Origin of the sequence: Roseovarius bejariae, assembly GCF_009669325.1 — a bacterium.
Lineage (GTDB): Bacteria > Pseudomonadota > Alphaproteobacteria > Rhodobacterales > Rhodobacteraceae > Roseovarius > Roseovarius bejariae.
Genome location: NZ_SZWE01000001.1, coordinates 625,673 through 643,200, shown reverse-complemented (window position 1 = coordinate 643,200; position 17,528 = coordinate 625,673). Strand labels below are relative to the sequence as shown.

Here is a 17,528-nt window from a genome sequence, read left to right as displayed (position 1 = left end):
TCCCGTAGGCTTACTCGGGGGCGTCGCAGGCGCCAACCAGTTGCTCGTACTGTTGGGTGATCCAGCCAAGCGCCTGTTCGGGGTTGCCGTCCTCGACCTTGCCGGTCAGGCGGCTGAAGACGCGGGCTGAGCGGCTGTCGTCGATGACCTGGATGTTCTGGCTGGTGATCACGGTTTCGTAGACGAAATAGGCGATCGCCACCAGAAGGATGCCGCGTGCCACGCCGAAGATGAAACCGACCCCTTGGTCGAGGCCGCCAAGCGCCGAGCGTTGGACGAGCGAGGAAAACAGCGGCGTGATGAAGGAGGCGATGATCAGGGCCACGGCAAAGACGGCGGTGAAGGCGGCGATCATGCTCAACTCGCAACTGTCAGCGATGAAGTCGCCGACCACGGGCACCTCTTTGACCAAAGGTTCCACCTGTGGGGCGAAGATGAAGGCCAGAACGCCTGCCACGATCCAGCCGGCAATCGCCAGAGCCTCGCGCACGAAACCGCGCGAATAGGCCAGCAGGGCCGACAAGACGATGACCAGCGCGACAACGCCGTCGATGATGGTGAAACCTTCCATGGTTCTGTCCCTGTTCCGTGCGGCGCCTTACCCTGCGCCGAAAATGTCACCTACGAATGCCGTCAGATCGCCCAGTTGGGTCAAGGTGAGGCCCGATTTGCCGCCGGGTTTTCCGCCCGCTGGCACGATTGCCGATGTGAAACCAAGTTTTTGCGCTTCTTTCAACCTGTTTTCGGTCTGACCGACCGGGCGAAGCGCGCCAGAAAGGCTGATTTCCCCGAAAACGACGGTTTCGGCGGGCAGGCTGCTATCCTCGCGCGCACTCAGAAGGGCGGCGGCCACGGCAAGGTCGGCGGCGGGTTCGGATATTTTGATGCCGCCGGCGACGTTGAGGTAGACATCGAGACCGGCAAAGGGGATGCCGCAGCGCGCCTCCAGCACGGCAAGGATCATGGCAAGCCGTGCGCCGTCCCAGCCCACCACGGCGCGGCGCGGCTGGCTGTGCGGGGTGGGGGCGACGAGCGCCTGCATCTCCACAAGGACGGGCCGGGTGCCTTCGATACCGGCAAAAACGACCGAGCCGGGGGCCGGGTCGCCCCGGCCAGACAGGAACAACTCGGAGGGGTTGGCCACCTCGGCCAGACCGCCGCCCGTCATCTCGAACACTCCGATCTCGTCGGCGGGGCCGAAGCGGTTCTTGACGCTGCGCAGGATGCGGAATTGATGGCCGCGCTCGCCTTCGAAATAAAGCACGGTATCGACCATGTGTTCCACAACGCGGGGGCCTGCGATCTGGCCTTCCTTGGTGACATGCCCCACGAGGATGACACTGGCGCCCTTGCGTTTGGCAAAGCTGGTCAGCTCATGGGCAGCGGCACGCACCTGGCTGACGCTTCCCGGGGCGCTGTCGACGTTGTCGGCCCAGACGGTTTGGATCGAGTCGATCACTACGAGGTCGGGTTTCTCGGCCTCCAAGGTGGTGAGGATGTCCCGAAGCGAGGTGGCCGCGGCCAGTTTTACCGGCGCGTCCCCAAGGCCGAGGCGCTGCGCACGCATGCGCACCTGTGCGCTTGCCTCTTCGCCCGACACGTAGACGGTTTTGAGGCCCGCCCCGGCAAAGCGCGCGGCGGCCTGCAAAAGAAGGGTGGATTTGCCGATGCCCGGATCGCCACCGACCAAGATGGCACTGGCGGGGACCATGCCGCCGCCAAGCACGCGGTCCAGTTCCGTGATCCCGGATTGCGTGCGGGGGGGCGGTGTTTCCTCGGCCGAAAGATCGGTCAGGGTGAGTGTGGTCCCTCGTTTTGCGCCGAGCGATTTGGAGGCGGGGCCCGCCGAGAGCGGGGTGTCTTCGACAATCGTGTTCCATTCGCCGCAGGCATCACAGCGCCCGGACCACTTGGAGGATACCGCGCCACAGGCGGAACAGGAAAAGGATGCAGATTTTGCCATGGCCCGCTATTGCCCCATCGGGGCGGGGGCGGTCAAACCCTATTCGGCGGCTTTTTCGGTTAGTGAAACGATGGTTCCATCGGCCCGGGCCACGTCTTCATGGCCGAACTCGGGCAGGATGTCGCGCAGGTCGTCACGCAGGCGTTGAAGTTGACTGGCGGCGACGCTTTCTTCCAGTTCCACTTCATGTGCCCAGTGGTGCAACTCCTGGCAGACCTGTTTGGCCTTCTCCAGTCGGGTGTTGAAAGCCTCGATCTCTTGCTGGCGTTGGGTCAGGAACGCGCGGGCGCGATTGACCTTTTCGTCGGAATAGACCTCGGCCAGTTCCTTGCTGATGAAGGACATCTGTGCCGCGACTTCCAGAAGCGCCGGTTCCAGATCGCCAAGGTCGGGATGATCGCGCAGATAGGCAAGCCGCTCGCGGACCGCGTCAAATTCGGAACTGAGTTGAAACAGCCCCTCGCGATCCGCGCCATGGGCCGCGACATAGGCGCGGGCGATGTCTTGCATCCCGAGCTCAAATCGGCGGTGAGAGGTTTCCAGCCGCATGATACGGCCATTCATCGGAATGAAAAAACACAGCAGAACAGCCACGGCGGTCAGCGTGACCTGCACGATCTGTCCCGCGTTGTCATAGGGCACGCCGTTGAACTCGGCGCTGAATTGCAGCCATGGCATGGCCCCGAAGGCGGCCACGGCTGTGACTGCGGTCAAGCCCACGGCGGCGGCGATAAATGCGCCGACTGCCAACCGCTGCATCAAGAATTGAATCAAAACAAAAAGCGATTTGATCTGGTCGGACATGACTTCCCCCCAGAAAGCGATCTAACCTAATACATAGGCAAGTTTATGCCGATGAAGGGTGATTGCCCAAGGATAAATTGTGCAAAATTGTGTCAAGGTCCGAAAAACCGGCGTTATTGCGGGTTTGGCGTTTCCCCTTTGGAAACAATTTTGCCAATTCGGGGCGGCTTTTCAGTGAAGTACCCAATGGCAATCGAGGCCAGGACACAGCCCGTGAACAGGTAAAGGCCCCATGCGGTCTCGATCCGGCCCACCCCGATTCCCTTGGAGAGGGTGATGTAAAGCGCAATCAGGAAGACATCGGCCATCGCCAGTTTCCCCAGAATTTGGAGCGCGGGAAGAACCTTCCGGCGCAATAGCCCGAAGTGGATCAGCGCAAGGCCGATGGTTTTCAGGTAAGGGGCGAAAAGTGCGAAGGCCGTGACGATCAGGGCAAGCAAGACATCGCTTTCCCACAGGGATTGCAACCCGGTGATCACGCTGACCTCGGACAGGCCGAAAATCGGCAATAGCCCGGCACGCATCAGCGGTGCGAACCATGCAACCGGAAACAGCACCAGAAGCGCGAGATTGGCGTATTTCAACATGCAGACCCTAGATGGACACACCAAGCCATCTAGGCGCATCGTCGTAGGGATGCAATGTGTCACAGGTCGGCGTGAAATTCCTCGATCAGGTGGCGGACGACGGCGCGCATGGCATGATCGGGGTCGTCCTCGGCGTGGAGGGCATCCGAATAGGCCTGTCGTTGACGCCCCGCCGAGGAGCCTGTCCGCAGCATTTCGCGCGCGCCTTCGATCTCGGCCACGGATTCGAAAAACTGCGCGTCTTCCTGCAAAAGCTCGATCAGTTCCTCGACCAGATCGCCCATGGGGATGATCTCGCCCAGGCCGAAATCAATCAGCCCTTCGCGCACCCCGTATCGTTGCGCGCGCCACCGATTCTCGGCGATCAGGAAGCGGTCGTAGATGCGCCACCGCTGGTTCTTGACGGCAAGGCGCCAGAGCATCCGCGACAGCGCCTGGACCACGGCGGCCAGTGTCAGGGCGTGCTCCAGCCGGGGCTGCACGTCGCAAATGCGGGATTCCAGCGTGGGGAACTGGTGCGAGGGGCGCAAATCCCACCAGATCTTCGAGCTGTCCTCGATCACCTCAAGATCGACAAGAACCTGAACCGAGCGTTCGAATTCCCCGAAACTTTCCATGCGCGGGGGCAGGCCGGTACGGGGCAGGTTATCGAAAACCGTCAGGCGATAGCAGTTCAGGCCGGTATCCTGCCCTTGCCAATAGGGCGAGGAGCAACTGAGCGCCAACAGATGCGGTAGGAAATAACTGAGCTGGTTCATCAAGTCGACGCGGCGGTCGGGCGGGTCAATGCCGACATGCACGTGCATACCGCAGATCAGCATCCGCCGCACCACCCCGGCCAAATCCCCCGCCAGCATGTTGTAGCGTTCCTTGTCGGTGTGCTTTTGATCCCGCCAATCGGCAAAGGGGTGGCAGGAGGCGGCAATCGGCGCAAGGTTATGCTTGGCCGCGCAAGCCGACACGGTGCTGCGCAGGCGTTTGAGATCATCACGCGCCTCGGCCACGTTGCGGCAGACCTTGGTGCCGATCTCGATCTGGCAATTGAGGAACTCGGGGCTGACCTGGTCTTCGAGTTGCGCGCGGCACTCGTCCATCATGGCCGCGGGGGCCTCGGACAAGGCCATGCTGTCGCGGTCGACAAGCAGGTATTCTTCCTCGATGCCGATCGTGAACTCGGGATGGATCAGGGCCATGATGCGCCCCCTTTTGCCATGTCGTCGCGCCATTTCAGCATGTGCAGGCAGGGGGGCGCAATGGAAAACGCCCGCCGGAAGGGCGGGCGTTCCTATCAGTTCGGATGCGGGATTAGTCCATGGCCTTGAAGTTGAACTCGCCACCTTCCTTGATGCCCGAAGGCCAGCGGGAGGTCACCGTTTTGGTGCGGGTGTAGAACTTGAAGGCGTCCGGCCCGTGCTGGTTCAGGTCGCCGAACATGGATTTCTTCCAGCCGCCGAAGGTGTGGTAGGCCAGCGGCACGGGGATCGGGACGTTCACGCCGACCATGCCGATGTTGATACGGTTGGCGAAGTCGCGGGCGGCGTCACCGTCGCGGGTAAAGATCGCAGTCCCGTTGCCCATCTCGTGATCCATGGCAAGGCCGATGGCCTCTTCGTAGGAGCCCGCGCGCACCGTGCTGAGGACCGGGCCGAAGATTTCCTGCTTGTAGATGTCCATGTCGGGCGTCACCTTGTCGAAGAGGTGCGGGCCGACGAAGAAGCCGTCCTCGTATCCCTGAAGCTGGAAGTCGCGACCGTCCACGACCAATTCCGCGCCCTGATCGATGCCCGATTGCACGAGGCCGAGGATTTTTTCCTTGGCGGCACCTGTGACCACGGGTCCATAATCCACGTCATCGCCTGCGGTGTAGGGGCCGACCTTCAGTTTCTCGATGCGCGGCACCAGTTTTTCGATCAGGCGGTCGGCGGCTTCATCCCCCACGGGCACGGCGACAGAGATGGCCATGCAGCGTTCGCCGGCAGCCCCGTAGCCTGCGCCGATAAGTGCATCGGCGGCCTGGTCCATATCGGCGTCGGGCATGATGATCATGTGGTTTTTCGCACCGCCGAAGCACTGCACGCGCTTGCCGTTCGCGCAGCCGCGCGAATAGATGTACTCGGCAATCGGGGTGGAGCCGACGAAGCCCACCGACTGGATCACCGGGTGATCAAGGATCGCGTCGACGGCTTCCTTGTCGCCGTTGACGACCTGCAGCAGACCCTTGGGCAGGCCGGCCTCTTCCATCAGTTCGGCCAGCATGAGCGGCACCGAGGGGTCGCGCTCGGACGGCTTGAGGATGAAGGCGTTGCCGCAGGCAAGGGCGGGGGCGAACATCCACATCGGGATCATGGCGGGGAAGTTGAAGGGGGTGATCCCTGCCGACACGCCAAGCGGCTGTTTCATCGAGTACATGTCGATGCCGGGGCCGGCGCTGTCGGTGTATTCCCCCTTCAGGAGTTCGGGGGCGCCGATGCAGTACTCCACCACTTCAAGGCCACGCTGCACATCGCCCTTGGCGTCGGGGAAGGTCTTGCCGTGCTCGGCCGAAAGCGCCTCGGCCAGCTTGTCCATGTCGCGGTTCAGCAGGGCGACGAATTTCATCATCACCCGCGCGCGGCGCTGTGGGTTGGTGGCGGCCCAGGCGGGCTGCGCGGCGGCGGCGGCTTCGACGGCCTTGTTCAGTTCATCATTGTTGCCAAGGGGGCATTTGGCCTGCACTTCACCCGTTGCCGGGTTGAAGACATCGGCAAAGCGGCCCGATGTGCCTTTGACATGGGCGCCGTCGATATAATGCGTCAGTTCTTTCATGGAATCCTCCCAATCCGAGATTTGCGCGCAGCTTAGTCTTGCAACTATCCCCGCAAAAGGGGAAATATTCCAAAAGTGTTTTGCAAATATGCAAAGGCGAGGCATGCAGTGGGATGATCTGAAAACCTTTCTGGCCGTGGCGCGGCACGAAAGCCTGTCACGGGCGGGGCGTGTGTTGAAGGTCGATCCGGCAACGGTGGGGCGGCGCGTGGCGCGGCTTGAGGCCGATGTCGGCGCGCCCTTGTTCGCCAAGTCGCCCACGGGCTATGCCCTGACGGATGCGGGGCAGAGGCTGATGAGTCATGCGGTCAGGGTTGAGCAGGCCATCGAAGGCGCCGCCGAAGAGATGGCAGGCCAATCCGGCGGGTTGACCGGGCAAATCCGCATCGGTGCGCCCGATGGCGCGGCCAACTACCTCCTGCCACAGGTCTGCGCCCGGATCGCCGAGGAAAACCCGGATCTTGAGGTGCAGATCGTCGCCCTGCCGCGCGTCTTTAACCTGACCCGGCGCGAGGCCGACATGGTGATCGCCGTAAGCCCGCCCACGGCGGGGCGCCTCACGGTGCAGAAAATCACGGATTATCGCCTGCATCTGGCGGCCTCGAAGCGGTATCTTGACCAATACGACCCGATTGAGCGTCTTGACGACCTTAGCCGACATCGGGTGGTCGGCTATATTCAGGACATGATTTTCGACAAGGAACTGGATTACCTGCGCGAGGCGGGGGTGGACACGGTGAACCTTGCCTCCAACTCCGTCGCGGTACAGCTCAACTGGGTGCGGAACGGGGCCGGGGTGGGTATTTTGCATGATTTTTCGATCCCGGCAGCCCCCGGGGTGGTCAAGGTCTTGCCCGGGGAGGTGAGCCTGACGCGCAGTTTCTACCTTGTGCGGCACGCCGACGACCGGCGGCTGGAACGGCAAAACCGTTTTGCCGCCGCTTTGGTAGACGGATTGCGACAGGAAGTGTCCCGGCTTGAAGCCCTTGCTTGACAGAAACTTTATTATCGTGAACCGTGGTATACGCGTCATAAAAAAAACTTGGAGGGCTTCAACATGCTCGTGCAACAGATCCTGAAATCCAAAGGGGACCACAAGGTTGTCACGGTGAAGCCCGGAACGCGCGTTTCCGATGCGGCGCAAACACTGGCCGAGCGGCGGATCGGGGTGCTTGTCGTGTCCAGGGACGGGATCAAGGTGGAGGGCGTTATCTCGGAGCGCGATATCGTTCGCTCGCTCGGGGTGCGCGGGGCCGGGTGCCTGGCCGAGACCATCGACGAGATGATGACGGCCAACCCGGTATGCTGCACCATGCAGGATAGCTCCGATGCAGTCTTGGCCCGCATGACCGACGGGCGGTTCCGCCACATGCCGGTGGTGGAAGACGGCAAGCTCGTGGGGATCGTGACCATCGGTGACGTGGTCAAGGCGCGGCTTCAGGAGCTGTCGATGGAGAAAGACGCCCTCGAAGGGATGATCATGGGCTACTGAGCCCTGCACTCACCGCGTCAGGATAAGTTTCCCGCCGCCGATTTCGACGCTTGAAAAGCGCTGCAAGTACTCCATCCCAAGAAGGGAGCCATCCATGACGCCGTCGTTGACCACGGCGCGCACATCCCAGTCTTCGATCGGACCAATTGTGAACCGGTCAAGGCGCACGGGGGCCGTGCGAACCTCGCCGTTGGCGGTATTGGCGCGGCCAAGATAAACCAGATCGTCCACATTCAGGCCCGCACGGCGGGCGTCGTCCTTGGTGAGCACGATTTGCGTTGCCCCGGTGTCCACGACAAAGCGCACGGGTTCCCCGTTGACTTCCGCCGTCAGGTAATAATGGCCGTCCGGGGCGCGGGGCAGTTCGATCTGGCCTGTGTCCGCCACGATATTCTGACTGGGTGCCACGCTTTGCCGGATGTCACCCCACAACCCCACAACCGCGATCGCACCGATGAAAATCAGGCCCCAGGCCGCCGCCTGTTGCGCCAGCTTTCCCAATGATTGGCGGTTTTGCGCAAAGAACCACAGGCCGATGGCCGACCCGAGGATGACAAGGTAAACAAGGCTGGTGAGATCATTTTGCATGGGCTGGATATATGGCGGGGGTAAGGGTTTTGAAAGGTCAGGCCGCCAGCCCGAAACCGCGCAACCCGTCCAGCACGAATTGTACCGCCAGAGCGGCCAGCAGCATCCCCAAAAGCCGGGTGATCACGTTGATCCCGGTCCGGCCCATGACCCGTTCCAGCATACCCGCCGTCAGGAACAGGATGAAGACCATGCTGACAACACAGAGCATCACGCCGATGACCCATGCCAGCCCCTCCAGCCCCGGTTTCTGACCGGCCAGCAGGATCACCGTTGTAATCGACCCCGGCCCGCCAATCAGCGGAATGGCCAGCGGGAAAATCGACGGATCGTCGCTGTCGTCTTCTTCCTCGGCTTCATCCGCCTGTGTCTTGCGCCGCTTGCTGCGCCGCTCGAACAGCATGTCAAGGGCGGTCAGGAACAGCAGGATCCCCCCGGCGATGCGGAAGGCGGGCATGGAGATGCCGATAAAGCCAAGCACCGCCTCGCCGAAGCTGGCGAAGATAATGAGGATCAGCGCCGCCGTGATACAGGCGCGCAGGGCAATCGCGCGCCGTTTGGACGTGCCCATCCCTTGGGTCATGGCCACGAAGAGGGGCGTCATGCCGATCGGGTCGATGATCACGAAAAGCGTGACGAAAGCCGTAATGAGAAAAGCGGTATCTATGATCATCTATCCCTCGGCCTCTTCCAGTCGCTCCAGTGCCGCCATCCACAGGGTTTCGGCGCGGGCCAGCCCGTCCTCGACCTCGGCGAATTTCTTTTGCCACTCGGCGGCGTCGTTGACGTTGGCCTCGTCATACATGGCCGGGTCCGCCAGCTTGGCCGAGATACGATCCCGCATTTCGTTGAGTTTATCAACGCGTTGCTCGCATTTGCGCAGGTCCTGCCGCAGGGCGAGGAGGGTATCGCGAGAGGGGCGCTTGGGCTTGGCCGGTTTCGGCTTGGAAGCCGTTTTCGCCGGTGCGTCGCCGGAGAGAAGCATAGTGCGATAGGCCGTCAGATCACCTTCGTAAGGCGCAACCCGGCCATCCTTGACCAGCCAAAGCCGGTCGGCCACCAGTTCCAGAAGGTGCATATCGTGGCTAACGAGGATCACCGCGCCGCTATAGGCGGTCAGCGCCTCGACCAGGGCCTCGCGGCTTTCAATATCAAGGTGGTTCGTGGGCTCGTCGAGGATCAACAGGTGCGGTGCATCCAGCGTGGCAAGCATGAGCGACAGGCGCGCTTTTTGCCCGCCCGAGAGCCCCCTGACGAGGGTTTCGGCCTGTTCGGCACCGATGCCGAAGCCTCCCAATCGTGCGCGCAGCTTGGCGGGGGCCTCATCCGGGCGCAGGCGGCGGATATGGTCGATGGGGGTTTCATCGACGTGCAGTTCTTCCACTTGATGTTGCGCGAAATACCCCACGCGCAGTTTCGAGGCGCTGTGCACGCGCCCGTCCATTGGCGAAAGCTTCCCTGCCAGAAGCTTGGACAGTGTCGACTTCCCCTCACCGTTGCGGCCCAGAAGGGCGATGCGGTCATCCTGATCTATGCGTAGGTCGAGGCGGCTGAGGACCTGCTCGCCGTCATAGCCCACGGCAGCCCCTTCGAGGCGGAGGATGGGCGGCGACAGTTCCTCGGGTTCGGGGAAGGTAAAGCGGCGCAGGGCGGCTTCTTGCGGTTGGGTGATCGGCTCCATCCGGGCGAGGGCCTTGATCCGGGCCTGCGCCTGCTTGGCCTTGTCGGCCTTGTAGCGGAAACGATCGACATAGGATTGCAGGTGCGCGCGGCGGGCCTCCTGTTTCTTGGCCTCGGATTGTGCCGCCGCCAGACGCGCGGCGCGGGTCTTGGCGAAGCTGTCATAGCCGCCTTGATAGAGCGTCAGCTTGCGGTCTTCGAGGTGCAGGATCGAGCCGACCGCGCGGTTGAGCAGTCCGCGATCGTGACTGACGACCAGAACGGTGTGCGGATAGCGCGCCAGATAGCTTTCCAGCCATAGCGCGCCTTCCAGATCGAGGTAGTTCGTGGGTTCGTCGAGCAGCAGCAGGTCGGGCTGTGCGAAAAGCACGGCGGCAAGCGCCACGCGCATCCGCCAGCCGCCGGAGAAGGCGCTGCATGGCATTCGCTGTTCGGCGTCATTAAAGCCGAGCCCCTTGAGGATGCTGGCGGCCCGTGCCTCGGCGGACCACGCGTCGATATCGGCAAGCCGGGTCTGGATTTCGGCAATCCGGGTGCCGTCTGTCGATGACTCGGATTCGGCCAGCAGTTCGGCCCGTTCGGTATCGGCCGCCAGAACCGTGTCGATCAGCGAGACCTCGTTGCCGGGCACCTCTTGGGCCACGCCACCGATCCGCGCGCGGGAGGGCAGGGTGATATCCCCGGTTTCAAGGGCAAGTTCCCCCCGGATCAACCGGAAAAGCGTGGTCTTGCCGGTGCCGTTACGGCCCACAAGGCCCACCTTGTGGCCATCGGGTATCGTGGCCGAGGCATGTTCGATCAACGGGCGTCCCGCCACCGAATAGGAAATGTCATCAAGTCGCAGCATGGCCGGGGTGTGACGCAATCCCGGGCAGGCGTCAATCGCGGCTTTTCAAAGGGCCGACCCCATGCTATCGGAGCCGCGATCAAACGCGCGCGGGACGGTTCCGCGCCTATTCATCAAGGAAAGAGGCTGACATGGCTGTGGAACGCACCCTGAGCATCATCAAACCCGATGCCACCAAACGCAACCTGACCGGGAAGATCAACGCCAAGTTCGAAGATGCGGGCCTGCGCATCGTTGCGCAAAAGCGTATCCAGCTGACCAAGGCGCAAGCCGGTGAATTCTATGCCGTGCACAAGGAACGCCCGTTCTATGACGAACTGTGCGAATTCATGGCGTCCGAGCCGGTTGTCGTGCAGGTGCTGGAAGGGGACGGCGCGATTGCCAAGAACCGCGAAGTGATGGGCGCCACGAACCCCGCCGATGCGGCGCCGGGCACAATCCGCGCAGAATTCGCGGAGTCGGTCGGCGAAAACTCGGTTCACGGGTCGGATGCTCCGGAAACCGCGGCGGTCGAGATCGCCTTCTTCTTCTCGGGTCTGGAACTGGTGGGCTAAGCCACAGCGTTTCGGATCACCGGAAAGATCAAGGTCGTGCCTTCATGGGCGCGGCCTTTTCTTTTGGGAACACAAGGCCTTAGATGCTTGCGAAGTCGTTGAAGACCTTGCGTGGATCGCCTTGTGAAACCGGGGGGCGCGAGGTGGTGGGACCGGCCTCTTTCGGGGCGTCTGTCCCCTGCTTGGGTGGTTTGGGTGGGGTTGTGCTGGCCATGGGTCTGCTCCTTTTATGAGGCAAACCAGCCGGACGGCGCCCGGCCGGCGCCTGATTATAAAGGCAGAATACCCTCCAAATGGGGCGGAAATGTGGCAGGGCCTCAGCCGCTCATGTCGGTGATGACCGTGACGCCGTGACCGGTGAATTCATCCATGTCCTTGAGGGCTTGGGCGACGCCGCTCAACGCGATTTCCTTGGTGATAAGGGACGCCGGGTCGATCCGCCCGGCGGCGATCATCTCGAAGAGCGAGGCAAACCGATGTGCGCCGATACCACGTGTGCCGTGAAGGGTGATCTGGCGGGCATAGACCAATTCCAAAAGGGGGAGGGGCGGGGTTGCATGGGGGCCAAGCGGCATGCCGATCTGGACGTGGCGCCCCATTTTGCGAAGCGACCTCAGAGAGTTATGGAAGGTGGCGGTGACACCGAGCGCATCCACCGAGACATGCGCGCCGCCGCCCGTGGCCTCGCGCAGGGCCTCGCCGACATCGTCATGGTCATTGGCGTTTAGGGTGACATTGGCCCCGGCAACGCGTGCGGCCTCAAGCGCGGAGGGGTTGACGTCAACGGCGACGATGCGGGCCCCCAGGGCGGCGCCGATCATGATGGCCGAAAGCCCCACACCGCCGCAACCATGCACGCCAAGCCATTCTCCCGGTTGAATTTTCGCCCGGTCCACCACCCCGCGAAACGCGGTCGTGACCCGGCACCCCATGCCTGCTGCCGCCGCATAGCCAACCCCCTCGGGCAGGGCGACGAGGTTGAAATCGGCCCTAGGTATCGCGATCTGTTCGGCAAAGGCGCCCCAGCCGGTGAAGCCGATGACATGCTGGTGGTTGCAAATCGTGGGCTCTCCGCCCCTGCAATCGGGGCAGGCGCCGCAGCCCAGAATAAAGGGTGCGGTTACCCGGTCGCCTGTCGCAAACCCATGGCATTCCGGGCCAACGGCGATCACGTCGCCCGAGAATTCGTGCCCCATGACATGCGGCAAGGCAACATCCGGGTCCGCGCCCTTCCATGCGTGGTGGTCCGAGCGGCAGACACCACAAGCACGCACCGCGACGACCACCCCGTCGCGCGGGCAATCGGGATCGGCCACCTGCACGATTTCGGGGGCGGTGTCGAAGGCAGTGAGAAGGGCGGCTTTCATGGGGAACCTCGGGTTGGAATCAAACGTACGACTCGTACGACTACCGACCCAGTTTCATACGAAATCCTGCCGCTTTGCGACCCCCATCGTACAACTCGTACGAACCTTGCAATTCGCGGCGTGATTTTCCATGGTTGAGCGTCGCCACAAGGGAACACAGATGTCCGACACGAAACTGCGCCAGAACCCCCACAAGATCCGGGAAACCCGCGAGAAGAATCTTGAAACAGCCATCGGGCGAGAGGTGCGCGACATGCGCCGCGCGCGGGCGATGACGGTGGCCGACCTTTCGGCGGCAACGGGACTGTCGGTGGGAATGTTGTCGAAGATCGAAAATGGTGTGACCTCGCCGTCGCTCACGACGTTGCAGACCCTTTCGGCGGCCCTGAGCGTCCCCATCACGTCCTTTTTCCTCCGCTTCGAGGAGCGGCGCGAGGCCGTGCATGTCAAGGCGGGGGAAGCCGTGGAGATGGAGCGTGCAGGCACGCGGGCAGGGCATCAGTATAACCTGCTGGGCCACCTGGACGCCAACAGCAGCGGCGTGATCGTGGAGCCCTACCTGATCACCCTGAACGAAACCTCGGATGTCTTCCCGACCTTCCAGCACGATGGTGTGGAACTGTTATATATCCTCGAAGGCGAGGTGGGCTACCGCCATGGCGACAAGAGTTTCCACCTGCGCCCAGGAGACAGCCTGTTTTTCGACGCGGACGCGCCGCATGGCCCGGATGAACTGATCAAGATGCCGATACGGTATCTTTCGGTGATCTCGTATCCGCAGGGTGGAAATTAAGTCCACTCGTCTGGTGACATCCAACTGGTCGCGCCTCCGGCGGGAGTATTTTGGGAAAGATGAAAACTGCTCCTGCGCATTTCATCTTTCCATAAATACTCCGGGGGAGACGCCCGCAGGGCGGCGGGGGCAGCGCCCCCTGAAGGCGATGTGATTGCAAGACTCTTCCCACGGCGCGTCGGACCTGCTACTATTCCCTGATAGACCCCGAAAACGGGGCGTGTTCGAGGCAGTATCGGCGGTTCTGATGACAGAGATGGTGTATGGCGCGGTCCCGGTGCGGGATGCGGAGCCCGTTCTTCCCAAGTGGTGGCGGACAATCGACAAGTGGTCGATTTCCTGTGTTTTGATCCTGTTCGGGATCGGCATTCTTCTTGGGTTGGCGGCCTCGCCGCCCTTGGCCGAGAAAAACGGGTTTGCCCCGTTTCACTATGTCCAGCGGCAGGCCTTTTTCGGCTGCCTGGCCCTTGGCTCCATGCTTTTGACGTCGATGATGAGCCCCGCCCTCGTGCGGCGTCTTGCCGTGATCGGCTTTCTGGCGGCCTTTGCCGCCTTGATCCTTTTGCCCGTTTTCGGCACCGATTTCGGCAAGGGGGCCGTGCGGTGGTACAGCCTTGGCTTCGCCTCGGTGCAGCCGTCGGAATTTCTCAAGCCCGGATTCGTGGTGGTCGCGGCATGGATGATGGCGGCCAGCCAGGATATCAACGGGCCTCCGGGGCTGAGCTGGTCCTTCGTTCTGGCAATCGTGATCGTCGCCTTTCTGGCCATGCAGCCGGATTTCGGGCAGGCCTGCCTTGTGCTGTTCGGCTGGGGCGTGATGTATTTCGTGGCCGGTGCGCCGATCGTGCTTTTGCTGGGCATGGCGCTGTGTGTCATCGTGGCGGGGAGCGTGGCCTATTCCAATTCCGAGCACTTCGCGCGCCGGATCGACGGGTTCCTGAGCCCCGACGTGGACCCCAACACGCAGTTGGGCTTTGCCACCAATGCCATTCGCGAGGGCGGATTTTTCGGTGTCGGTGTAGGCGAGGGCGAGGTGAAATGGAGCCTGCCCGATGCGCATACCGATTTCATCATTGCCGTGGCGGCCGAGGAATACGGGCTGATCCTCGTGCTGTGTATTATCGCTCTTTATACTACGGTGCTGGTCCGGTCCCTGGCGCGCTTGATGCGTGAGCGGGACCCGTTCATTCGCTTGGCCGGCGCGGGTCTTGTGGCCATGTTCGGTGTGCAGGCGATGATCAACATGGGCGTGGCCGTGCGCCTGTTGCCCGCGAAGGGCATGACATTGCCTTTCGTGAGTTATGGCGGCTCGTCCCTGATTGCGGGGGGACTGGCCATGGGAATGCTTTTTGCCTTCACGCGATCCCGGCCGCAGGGCGAGATCGGCGATATTCTGCGTGGACGGTTCAGGTGACTGGTCAATTCCGGCCTCTTGCGCCATGAGGGCGCAATTCAGGCAATGAGGTGATGCTGTGAGCGAAAGACAGCCATTACTTGTGATCGCCGCCGGGGGCACCGGCGGGCATATGTTTCCGGCGCAGTCGCTGGCCGAGGTGATGTTACGCCGGGGCTGGCGTGTGAAGCTGTCCACCGATACGCGCGGGACGCGTTATACCGGGGGCTTCCCGCATTCCGTCGAAATCAGTCAGGTGTCGAGCGCGACGTTTGCCCGGGGGGGGCTTTTGGCCAAGGCCTTGGTGCCGTTCCGCATTCTGGGCGGTGTCATCGGGGCGGCCTTCGGCATGATGCGCGACATCCCCGACGTGGTGGTGGGCTTTGGGGGCTATCCGACGATCCCGGCGCTTGGCGCGGCGTGGTTGTTACGCAGGCCGCGGATGATCCATGAGCAGAACGGGATTCTGGGCCGGGTCAACAAGATATTCGCCAAGCGGGTTGATCGTGTGGCCTGTGGCACATGGCCGACGGATTTGCCCGAGGGTGTCGCGGGGGTACATGTAGGCAACCCGGTCCGCGCCAGTGTTCTGGAGCGGGCAGGGGCAGGATATATTCCGCCCGGCGATTACCCGATGTCGGTTCTGGTGATCGGCGGCAGCCAGGGGGCGCGCATCCTGTCGGATATGATCCCGGCGGCGATTGCGGCGTTGCCCGAGGGTTTGCGGCGCAATGTCCGCGTGGCGCACCAGGCGCGCGACGAGGACGGGCAGCGCGTGGCGCAATTCTATGCCGAGGCCGGGATCGACGCCGAGGTGGAGCCCTTCTTCCGCGATGTGCCGCGCCGGATGAGCGAGGCGCAATTGGTGATCAGCCGGGCGGGCGCCTCTTCGATCGCAGATATCAGCGTGATCGGGCGCCCTAGTATCCTGATCCCTTATGCGGCGGCAGCGGGGGATCATCAGGCGGCGAACGCCAAGGGGCTGACCAAGGCGGGCGGCGCGATTGTCATCCCGGAAAGAAAGCTTGCGGTCGAGGTGGTTTCAGAGCAGATAGCCAGCGTTCTGACCAACCCGCAGGGGGCCGCACAGATGGCGCAGGCGGCCCTTGGGCAGGGCCTGCCCGACGCGCCGGTGCATTTGGCCGATATGGTCGAGGACTTGGCAGGAGGTCGGGAAACATGAAAGATCTGGCGATCAGAGGGGACAGAGCGATGAATGCCGCAACCAAACTGCCGGGGGACGTGGGCCCCATCCATTTCGTCGGCATTGGCGGCATCGGCATGTCGGGGATCGCCGAGGTACTGTTGAACCATGGCTACGTGGTGCAGGGCAGCGATTTGAAATCGACGCCCATCACCCAGCGGCTTGAGGCCATGGGCGCGCATATCTTTCAGGGGCAGACGGCGGAGAACCTTGACGAGGCCGAGGTGGTGGTGATTTCAAGCGCGATCAAGCCGGGGAACCCGGAGTTGGACGAGGCGCGCCGGAAGGGCCTTCCGGTGGTGCGCCGGGCCGAGATGCTGGCCGAGTTGATGCGGTTGAAATCCAATGTCGCCGTGGCGGGCACCCATGGCAAGACCACCACCACCACGATGGTCGCGGCCTTGCTGGATCATGGCAAGTTCGACCCCACGGTGATCAATGGCGGCATCATCCATGCCTATGGATCGAACGCCCGCGTCGGGCAGGGCGAATGGATGGTGGTCGAGGCCGACGAAAGCGACGGCACCTTCAACCGCCTGCCCGCGACGATTGCCATTGTTACCAATATCGACCCCGAGCACATGGAGCATTGGGGCACCGAGGAAAACCTGCACCGGGGCTTTTATGACTTCGTGAGCAACATTCCCTTTTACGGCCTTGCGGTCTGCTGCACCGATGATCCGGATGTGCAGGCGCTTGTGGCCAAGCTGACCGACCGGCGGGTGGTGACCTACGGGTTCAACACGCAGGCTGACATCCGGGCCATGAACCTGCGCTATGAAAAGGGCGTGGCGCATTTCGATGTGGCGCTGCAGGCCGAGGGCAAGGTGATCGAGGGGTGCCGGTTGCCGATGCCGGGGGATCATAACGTCAGCAATGCCTTGAGTGCCGTGGCCGTTGCCCGGCATCTGGGCATGAAGCGCGAGGAAATCCGCGAGGCTTTGGCGAGTTTTGGAGGCGTGAACCGCCGCTTTACCCGTGTGGGCGAGGTGAACGGCGTGACGGTGATCGATGATTACGGTCACCACCCGACCGAGATTGCCGCCGTTCTGAAGGCGGCGCGGCAGGCCTGCGAGGGGCGGGTCATCGCCGTGCATCAACCGCACCGCTATACCCGCCTGCATCACCATTTCGATGATTTCTGCGCCTGTTTCAACGAGGCCGACGTGGTGGCCATCGCCGAGGTCTATGCCGCGGGCGAAGACCCCATCGAAGGGGCCACGCGGGACGATCTGGTGGCCGGGTTGATCCGCGCAGGGCATCGCCATGCACGGGCCATTCAGGACGAGGACGATCTGGAGCGGCTGGTCCGCGAACAGGCGAAACCGGGGGACATGGTTGTCTGCCTTGGCGCGGGCACCATCAGCACATGGGCCAACGGTCTGCCGGAGCGGTTGAGCCGGGGCTGACCATGGGGCGCGGGCGAACGGAATTTATCAAGAATTCCGTGC

General features: G+C 62.6%; 18 protein-coding genes. 7 read left to right on the top strand and 11 right to left on the bottom strand.

The window, feature by feature from the left end; all coding sequences use genetic code 11:
- Positions 1-10: 10 nt before the first annotated feature.
- From FDP25_RS03105 to FDP25_RS03080, 6 genes are all read right to left on the bottom strand, one after another.
- Positions 11-571 (bottom strand): CvpA family protein, encoded by a 561-nt coding sequence (locus tag FDP25_RS03105; RefSeq protein ID WP_154148832.1) that lies wholly within the window; start codon positions 569-571, stop codon positions 11-13.
- 27 nt (positions 572-598) lie between these two features.
- Positions 599-1,963 (bottom strand): DNA repair protein RadA, encoded by a 1,365-nt coding sequence (radA, locus tag FDP25_RS03100; RefSeq protein ID WP_154148830.1) that lies wholly within the window; start codon positions 1,961-1,963, stop codon positions 599-601.
- A gap of 39 nt (positions 1,964-2,002) precedes the next feature.
- A complete protein-coding gene (locus tag FDP25_RS03095; protein ID WP_154148828.1) occupies positions 2,003-2,767 on the bottom strand; it encodes a DNA repair protein in 765 nt (254 codons plus the stop codon).
- 113 nt (positions 2,768-2,880) lie between these two features.
- Positions 2,881-3,354: a paraquat-inducible protein A gene (locus FDP25_RS03090; protein ID WP_154148826.1), complete on the bottom strand. Its 474-nt coding sequence runs from the start codon at positions 3,352-3,354 to the stop codon at positions 2,881-2,883.
- Between the two features lie 59 nt (positions 3,355-3,413).
- Complete coding sequence (locus tag FDP25_RS03085) at positions 3,414-4,547, bottom strand: carboxylate-amine ligase (RefSeq protein WP_154148824.1); 1,134 nt, start codon at positions 4,545-4,547, stop codon at positions 3,414-3,416.
- Between the two features lie 112 nt (positions 4,548-4,659).
- Positions 4,660-6,159, bottom strand: coding sequence for a CoA-acylating methylmalonate-semialdehyde dehydrogenase (locus FDP25_RS03080; RefSeq protein ID WP_154148822.1), 1,500 nt, complete (start codon positions 6,157-6,159; stop codon positions 4,660-4,662).
- 103 nt (positions 6,160-6,262) lie between these two features.
- On the opposite strand from FDP25_RS03080, the gene FDP25_RS03075 reads away from it, so the two are divergent.
- Both FDP25_RS03075 and FDP25_RS03070 read left to right on the top strand, forming a co-directional pair.
- A complete protein-coding gene (locus FDP25_RS03075; protein WP_154148820.1) occupies positions 6,263-7,153 on the top strand; it encodes a LysR family transcriptional regulator in 891 nt (296 codons plus the stop codon).
- Positions 7,154-7,216: 63 nt separating this feature from the next.
- Positions 7,217-7,651 carry a CBS domain-containing protein gene (locus FDP25_RS03070; protein ID WP_154148818.1) on the top strand — a complete coding sequence of 145 codons (435 nt, stop codon included), beginning with the start codon at positions 7,217-7,219 and terminating at the stop codon, positions 7,649-7,651.
- 9 nt (positions 7,652-7,660) lie between these two features.
- On the opposite strand, the gene FDP25_RS03065 is transcribed toward FDP25_RS03070, so the two are convergent.
- Genes FDP25_RS03065 through FDP25_RS03055 form a run of 3 tightly spaced genes read right to left on the bottom strand, consistent with a single transcriptional unit; the run spans position 7,661 to position 10,766 of the window.
- Positions 7,661-8,239 carry a retropepsin-like aspartic protease family protein gene (locus FDP25_RS03065; protein ID WP_154148816.1) on the bottom strand — a complete coding sequence of 193 codons (579 nt, stop codon included), beginning with the start codon at positions 8,237-8,239 and terminating at the stop codon, positions 7,661-7,663.
- A gap of 37 nt (positions 8,240-8,276) precedes the next feature.
- On the bottom strand, positions 8,277-8,906 hold the full coding sequence (locus FDP25_RS03060) for a MarC family protein (RefSeq protein ID WP_343032065.1): 630 nt from the start codon (positions 8,904-8,906) through the stop codon (positions 8,277-8,279).
- A gap of 6 nt (positions 8,907-8,912) precedes the next feature.
- Complete coding sequence (locus FDP25_RS03055) at positions 8,913-10,766, bottom strand: ABC-F family ATP-binding cassette domain-containing protein (protein WP_154148812.1); 1,854 nt, start codon at positions 10,764-10,766, stop codon at positions 8,913-8,915.
- A 131-nt stretch (positions 10,767-10,897) separates the two neighbouring features.
- Here FDP25_RS03055 and ndk point away from each other — a divergent pair, with 131 nt between their 5' ends.
- The gene (gene ndk, locus FDP25_RS03050; protein ID WP_154148810.1) at positions 10,898-11,320 is read left to right on the top strand and encodes a nucleoside-diphosphate kinase; all 423 of its coding nucleotides are present in this window, start codon (positions 10,898-10,900) and stop codon (positions 11,318-11,320) included.
- A gap of 79 nt (positions 11,321-11,399) precedes the next feature.
- Here the strand turns inward: ndk and FDP25_RS17295 are convergent, their stop codons facing one another.
- The gene (locus FDP25_RS17295) at positions 11,400-11,534 is read right to left on the bottom strand and encodes a hypothetical protein (RefSeq protein WP_281350445.1); all 135 of its coding nucleotides are present in this window, start codon (positions 11,532-11,534) and stop codon (positions 11,400-11,402) included.
- A gap of 103 nt (positions 11,535-11,637) precedes the next feature.
- Positions 11,638-12,687: a zinc-dependent alcohol dehydrogenase family protein gene (locus FDP25_RS03045; protein WP_154148807.1), complete on the bottom strand. Its 1,050-nt coding sequence runs from the start codon at positions 12,685-12,687 to the stop codon at positions 11,638-11,640.
- Between the two features lie 160 nt (positions 12,688-12,847).
- On the opposite strand from FDP25_RS03045, the gene FDP25_RS03040 reads away from it, so the two are divergent.
- The 4 genes from FDP25_RS03040 (at position 12,848) to murC (ending at position 17,486) form a co-directional block, all read left to right on the top strand.
- Positions 12,848-13,480, top strand: a complete 633-nt coding sequence (locus FDP25_RS03040) for a helix-turn-helix domain-containing protein (protein WP_154148805.1) — start codon at positions 12,848-12,850, stop codon at positions 13,478-13,480.
- 247 nt (positions 13,481-13,727) lie between these two features.
- A complete protein-coding gene (gene ftsW, locus FDP25_RS03035; protein ID WP_154148803.1) occupies positions 13,728-14,894 on the top strand; it encodes a putative lipid II flippase FtsW in 1,167 nt (388 codons plus the stop codon).
- Between the two features lie 58 nt (positions 14,895-14,952).
- Entirely contained in the window at positions 14,953-16,056 is a 1,104-nt protein-coding gene (locus tag FDP25_RS03030) for a UDP-N-acetylglucosamine--N-acetylmuramyl-(pentapeptide) pyrophosphoryl-undecaprenol N-acetylglucosamine transferase (RefSeq protein WP_343031946.1), read from the top strand.
- A 29-nt stretch (positions 16,057-16,085) separates the two neighbouring features.
- A complete protein-coding gene (murC, locus tag FDP25_RS03025) occupies positions 16,086-17,486 on the top strand; it encodes a UDP-N-acetylmuramate--L-alanine ligase (RefSeq protein WP_154148801.1) in 1,401 nt (466 codons plus the stop codon).
- Positions 17,487-17,528 lie beyond the last annotated feature (42 nt).

Coding starts and splice junctions, on each gene's coding strand:
- FDP25_RS03040 (WP_154148805.1), top strand. CDS start 12,848: ATGTCCGACACGAAACTGCGCCAGAACCCCCACAAGATCCGGGAAACC.
- radA (WP_154148830.1), bottom strand. CDS start 1,963: ATGGCAAAATCTGCATCCTTTTCCTGTTCCGCCTGTGGCGCGGTATCC.
- FDP25_RS03105 (WP_154148832.1), bottom strand. CDS start 571: ATGGAAGGTTTCACCATCATCGACGGCGTTGTCGCGCTGGTCATCGTC.
- FDP25_RS03085 (WP_154148824.1), bottom strand. CDS start 4,547: ATGGCCCTGATCCATCCCGAGTTCACGATCGGCATCGAGGAAGAATAC.
- ftsW (WP_154148803.1), top strand. CDS start 13,728: ATGACAGAGATGGTGTATGGCGCGGTCCCGGTGCGGGATGCGGAGCCC.
- FDP25_RS03055 (WP_154148812.1), bottom strand. CDS start 10,766: ATGCTGCGACTTGATGACATTTCCTATTCGGTGGCGGGACGCCCGTTG.
- murC (WP_154148801.1), top strand. CDS start 16,086: ATGAATGCCGCAACCAAACTGCCGGGGGACGTGGGCCCCATCCATTTC.
- FDP25_RS17295 (WP_281350445.1), bottom strand. CDS start 11,534: ATGGCCAGCACAACCCCACCCAAACCACCCAAGCAGGGGACAGACGCC.
- FDP25_RS03045 (WP_154148807.1), bottom strand. CDS start 12,687: ATGAAAGCCGCCCTTCTCACTGCCTTCGACACCGCCCCCGAAATCGTG.
- FDP25_RS03090 (WP_154148826.1), bottom strand. CDS start 3,354: ATGTTGAAATACGCCAATCTCGCGCTTCTGGTGCTGTTTCCGGTTGCA.
- FDP25_RS03075 (WP_154148820.1), top strand. CDS start 6,263: ATGCAGTGGGATGATCTGAAAACCTTTCTGGCCGTGGCGCGGCACGAA.
- FDP25_RS03095 (WP_154148828.1), bottom strand. CDS start 2,767: ATGTCCGACCAGATCAAATCGCTTTTTGTTTTGATTCAATTCTTGATG.
- FDP25_RS03080 (WP_154148822.1), bottom strand. CDS start 6,159: ATGAAAGAACTGACGCATTATATCGACGGCGCCCATGTCAAAGGCACA.
- FDP25_RS03070 (WP_154148818.1), top strand. CDS start 7,217: ATGCTCGTGCAACAGATCCTGAAATCCAAAGGGGACCACAAGGTTGTC.
- ndk (WP_154148810.1), top strand. CDS start 10,898: ATGGCTGTGGAACGCACCCTGAGCATCATCAAACCCGATGCCACCAAA.
- FDP25_RS03065 (WP_154148816.1), bottom strand. CDS start 8,239: ATGCAAAATGATCTCACCAGCCTTGTTTACCTTGTCATCCTCGGGTCG.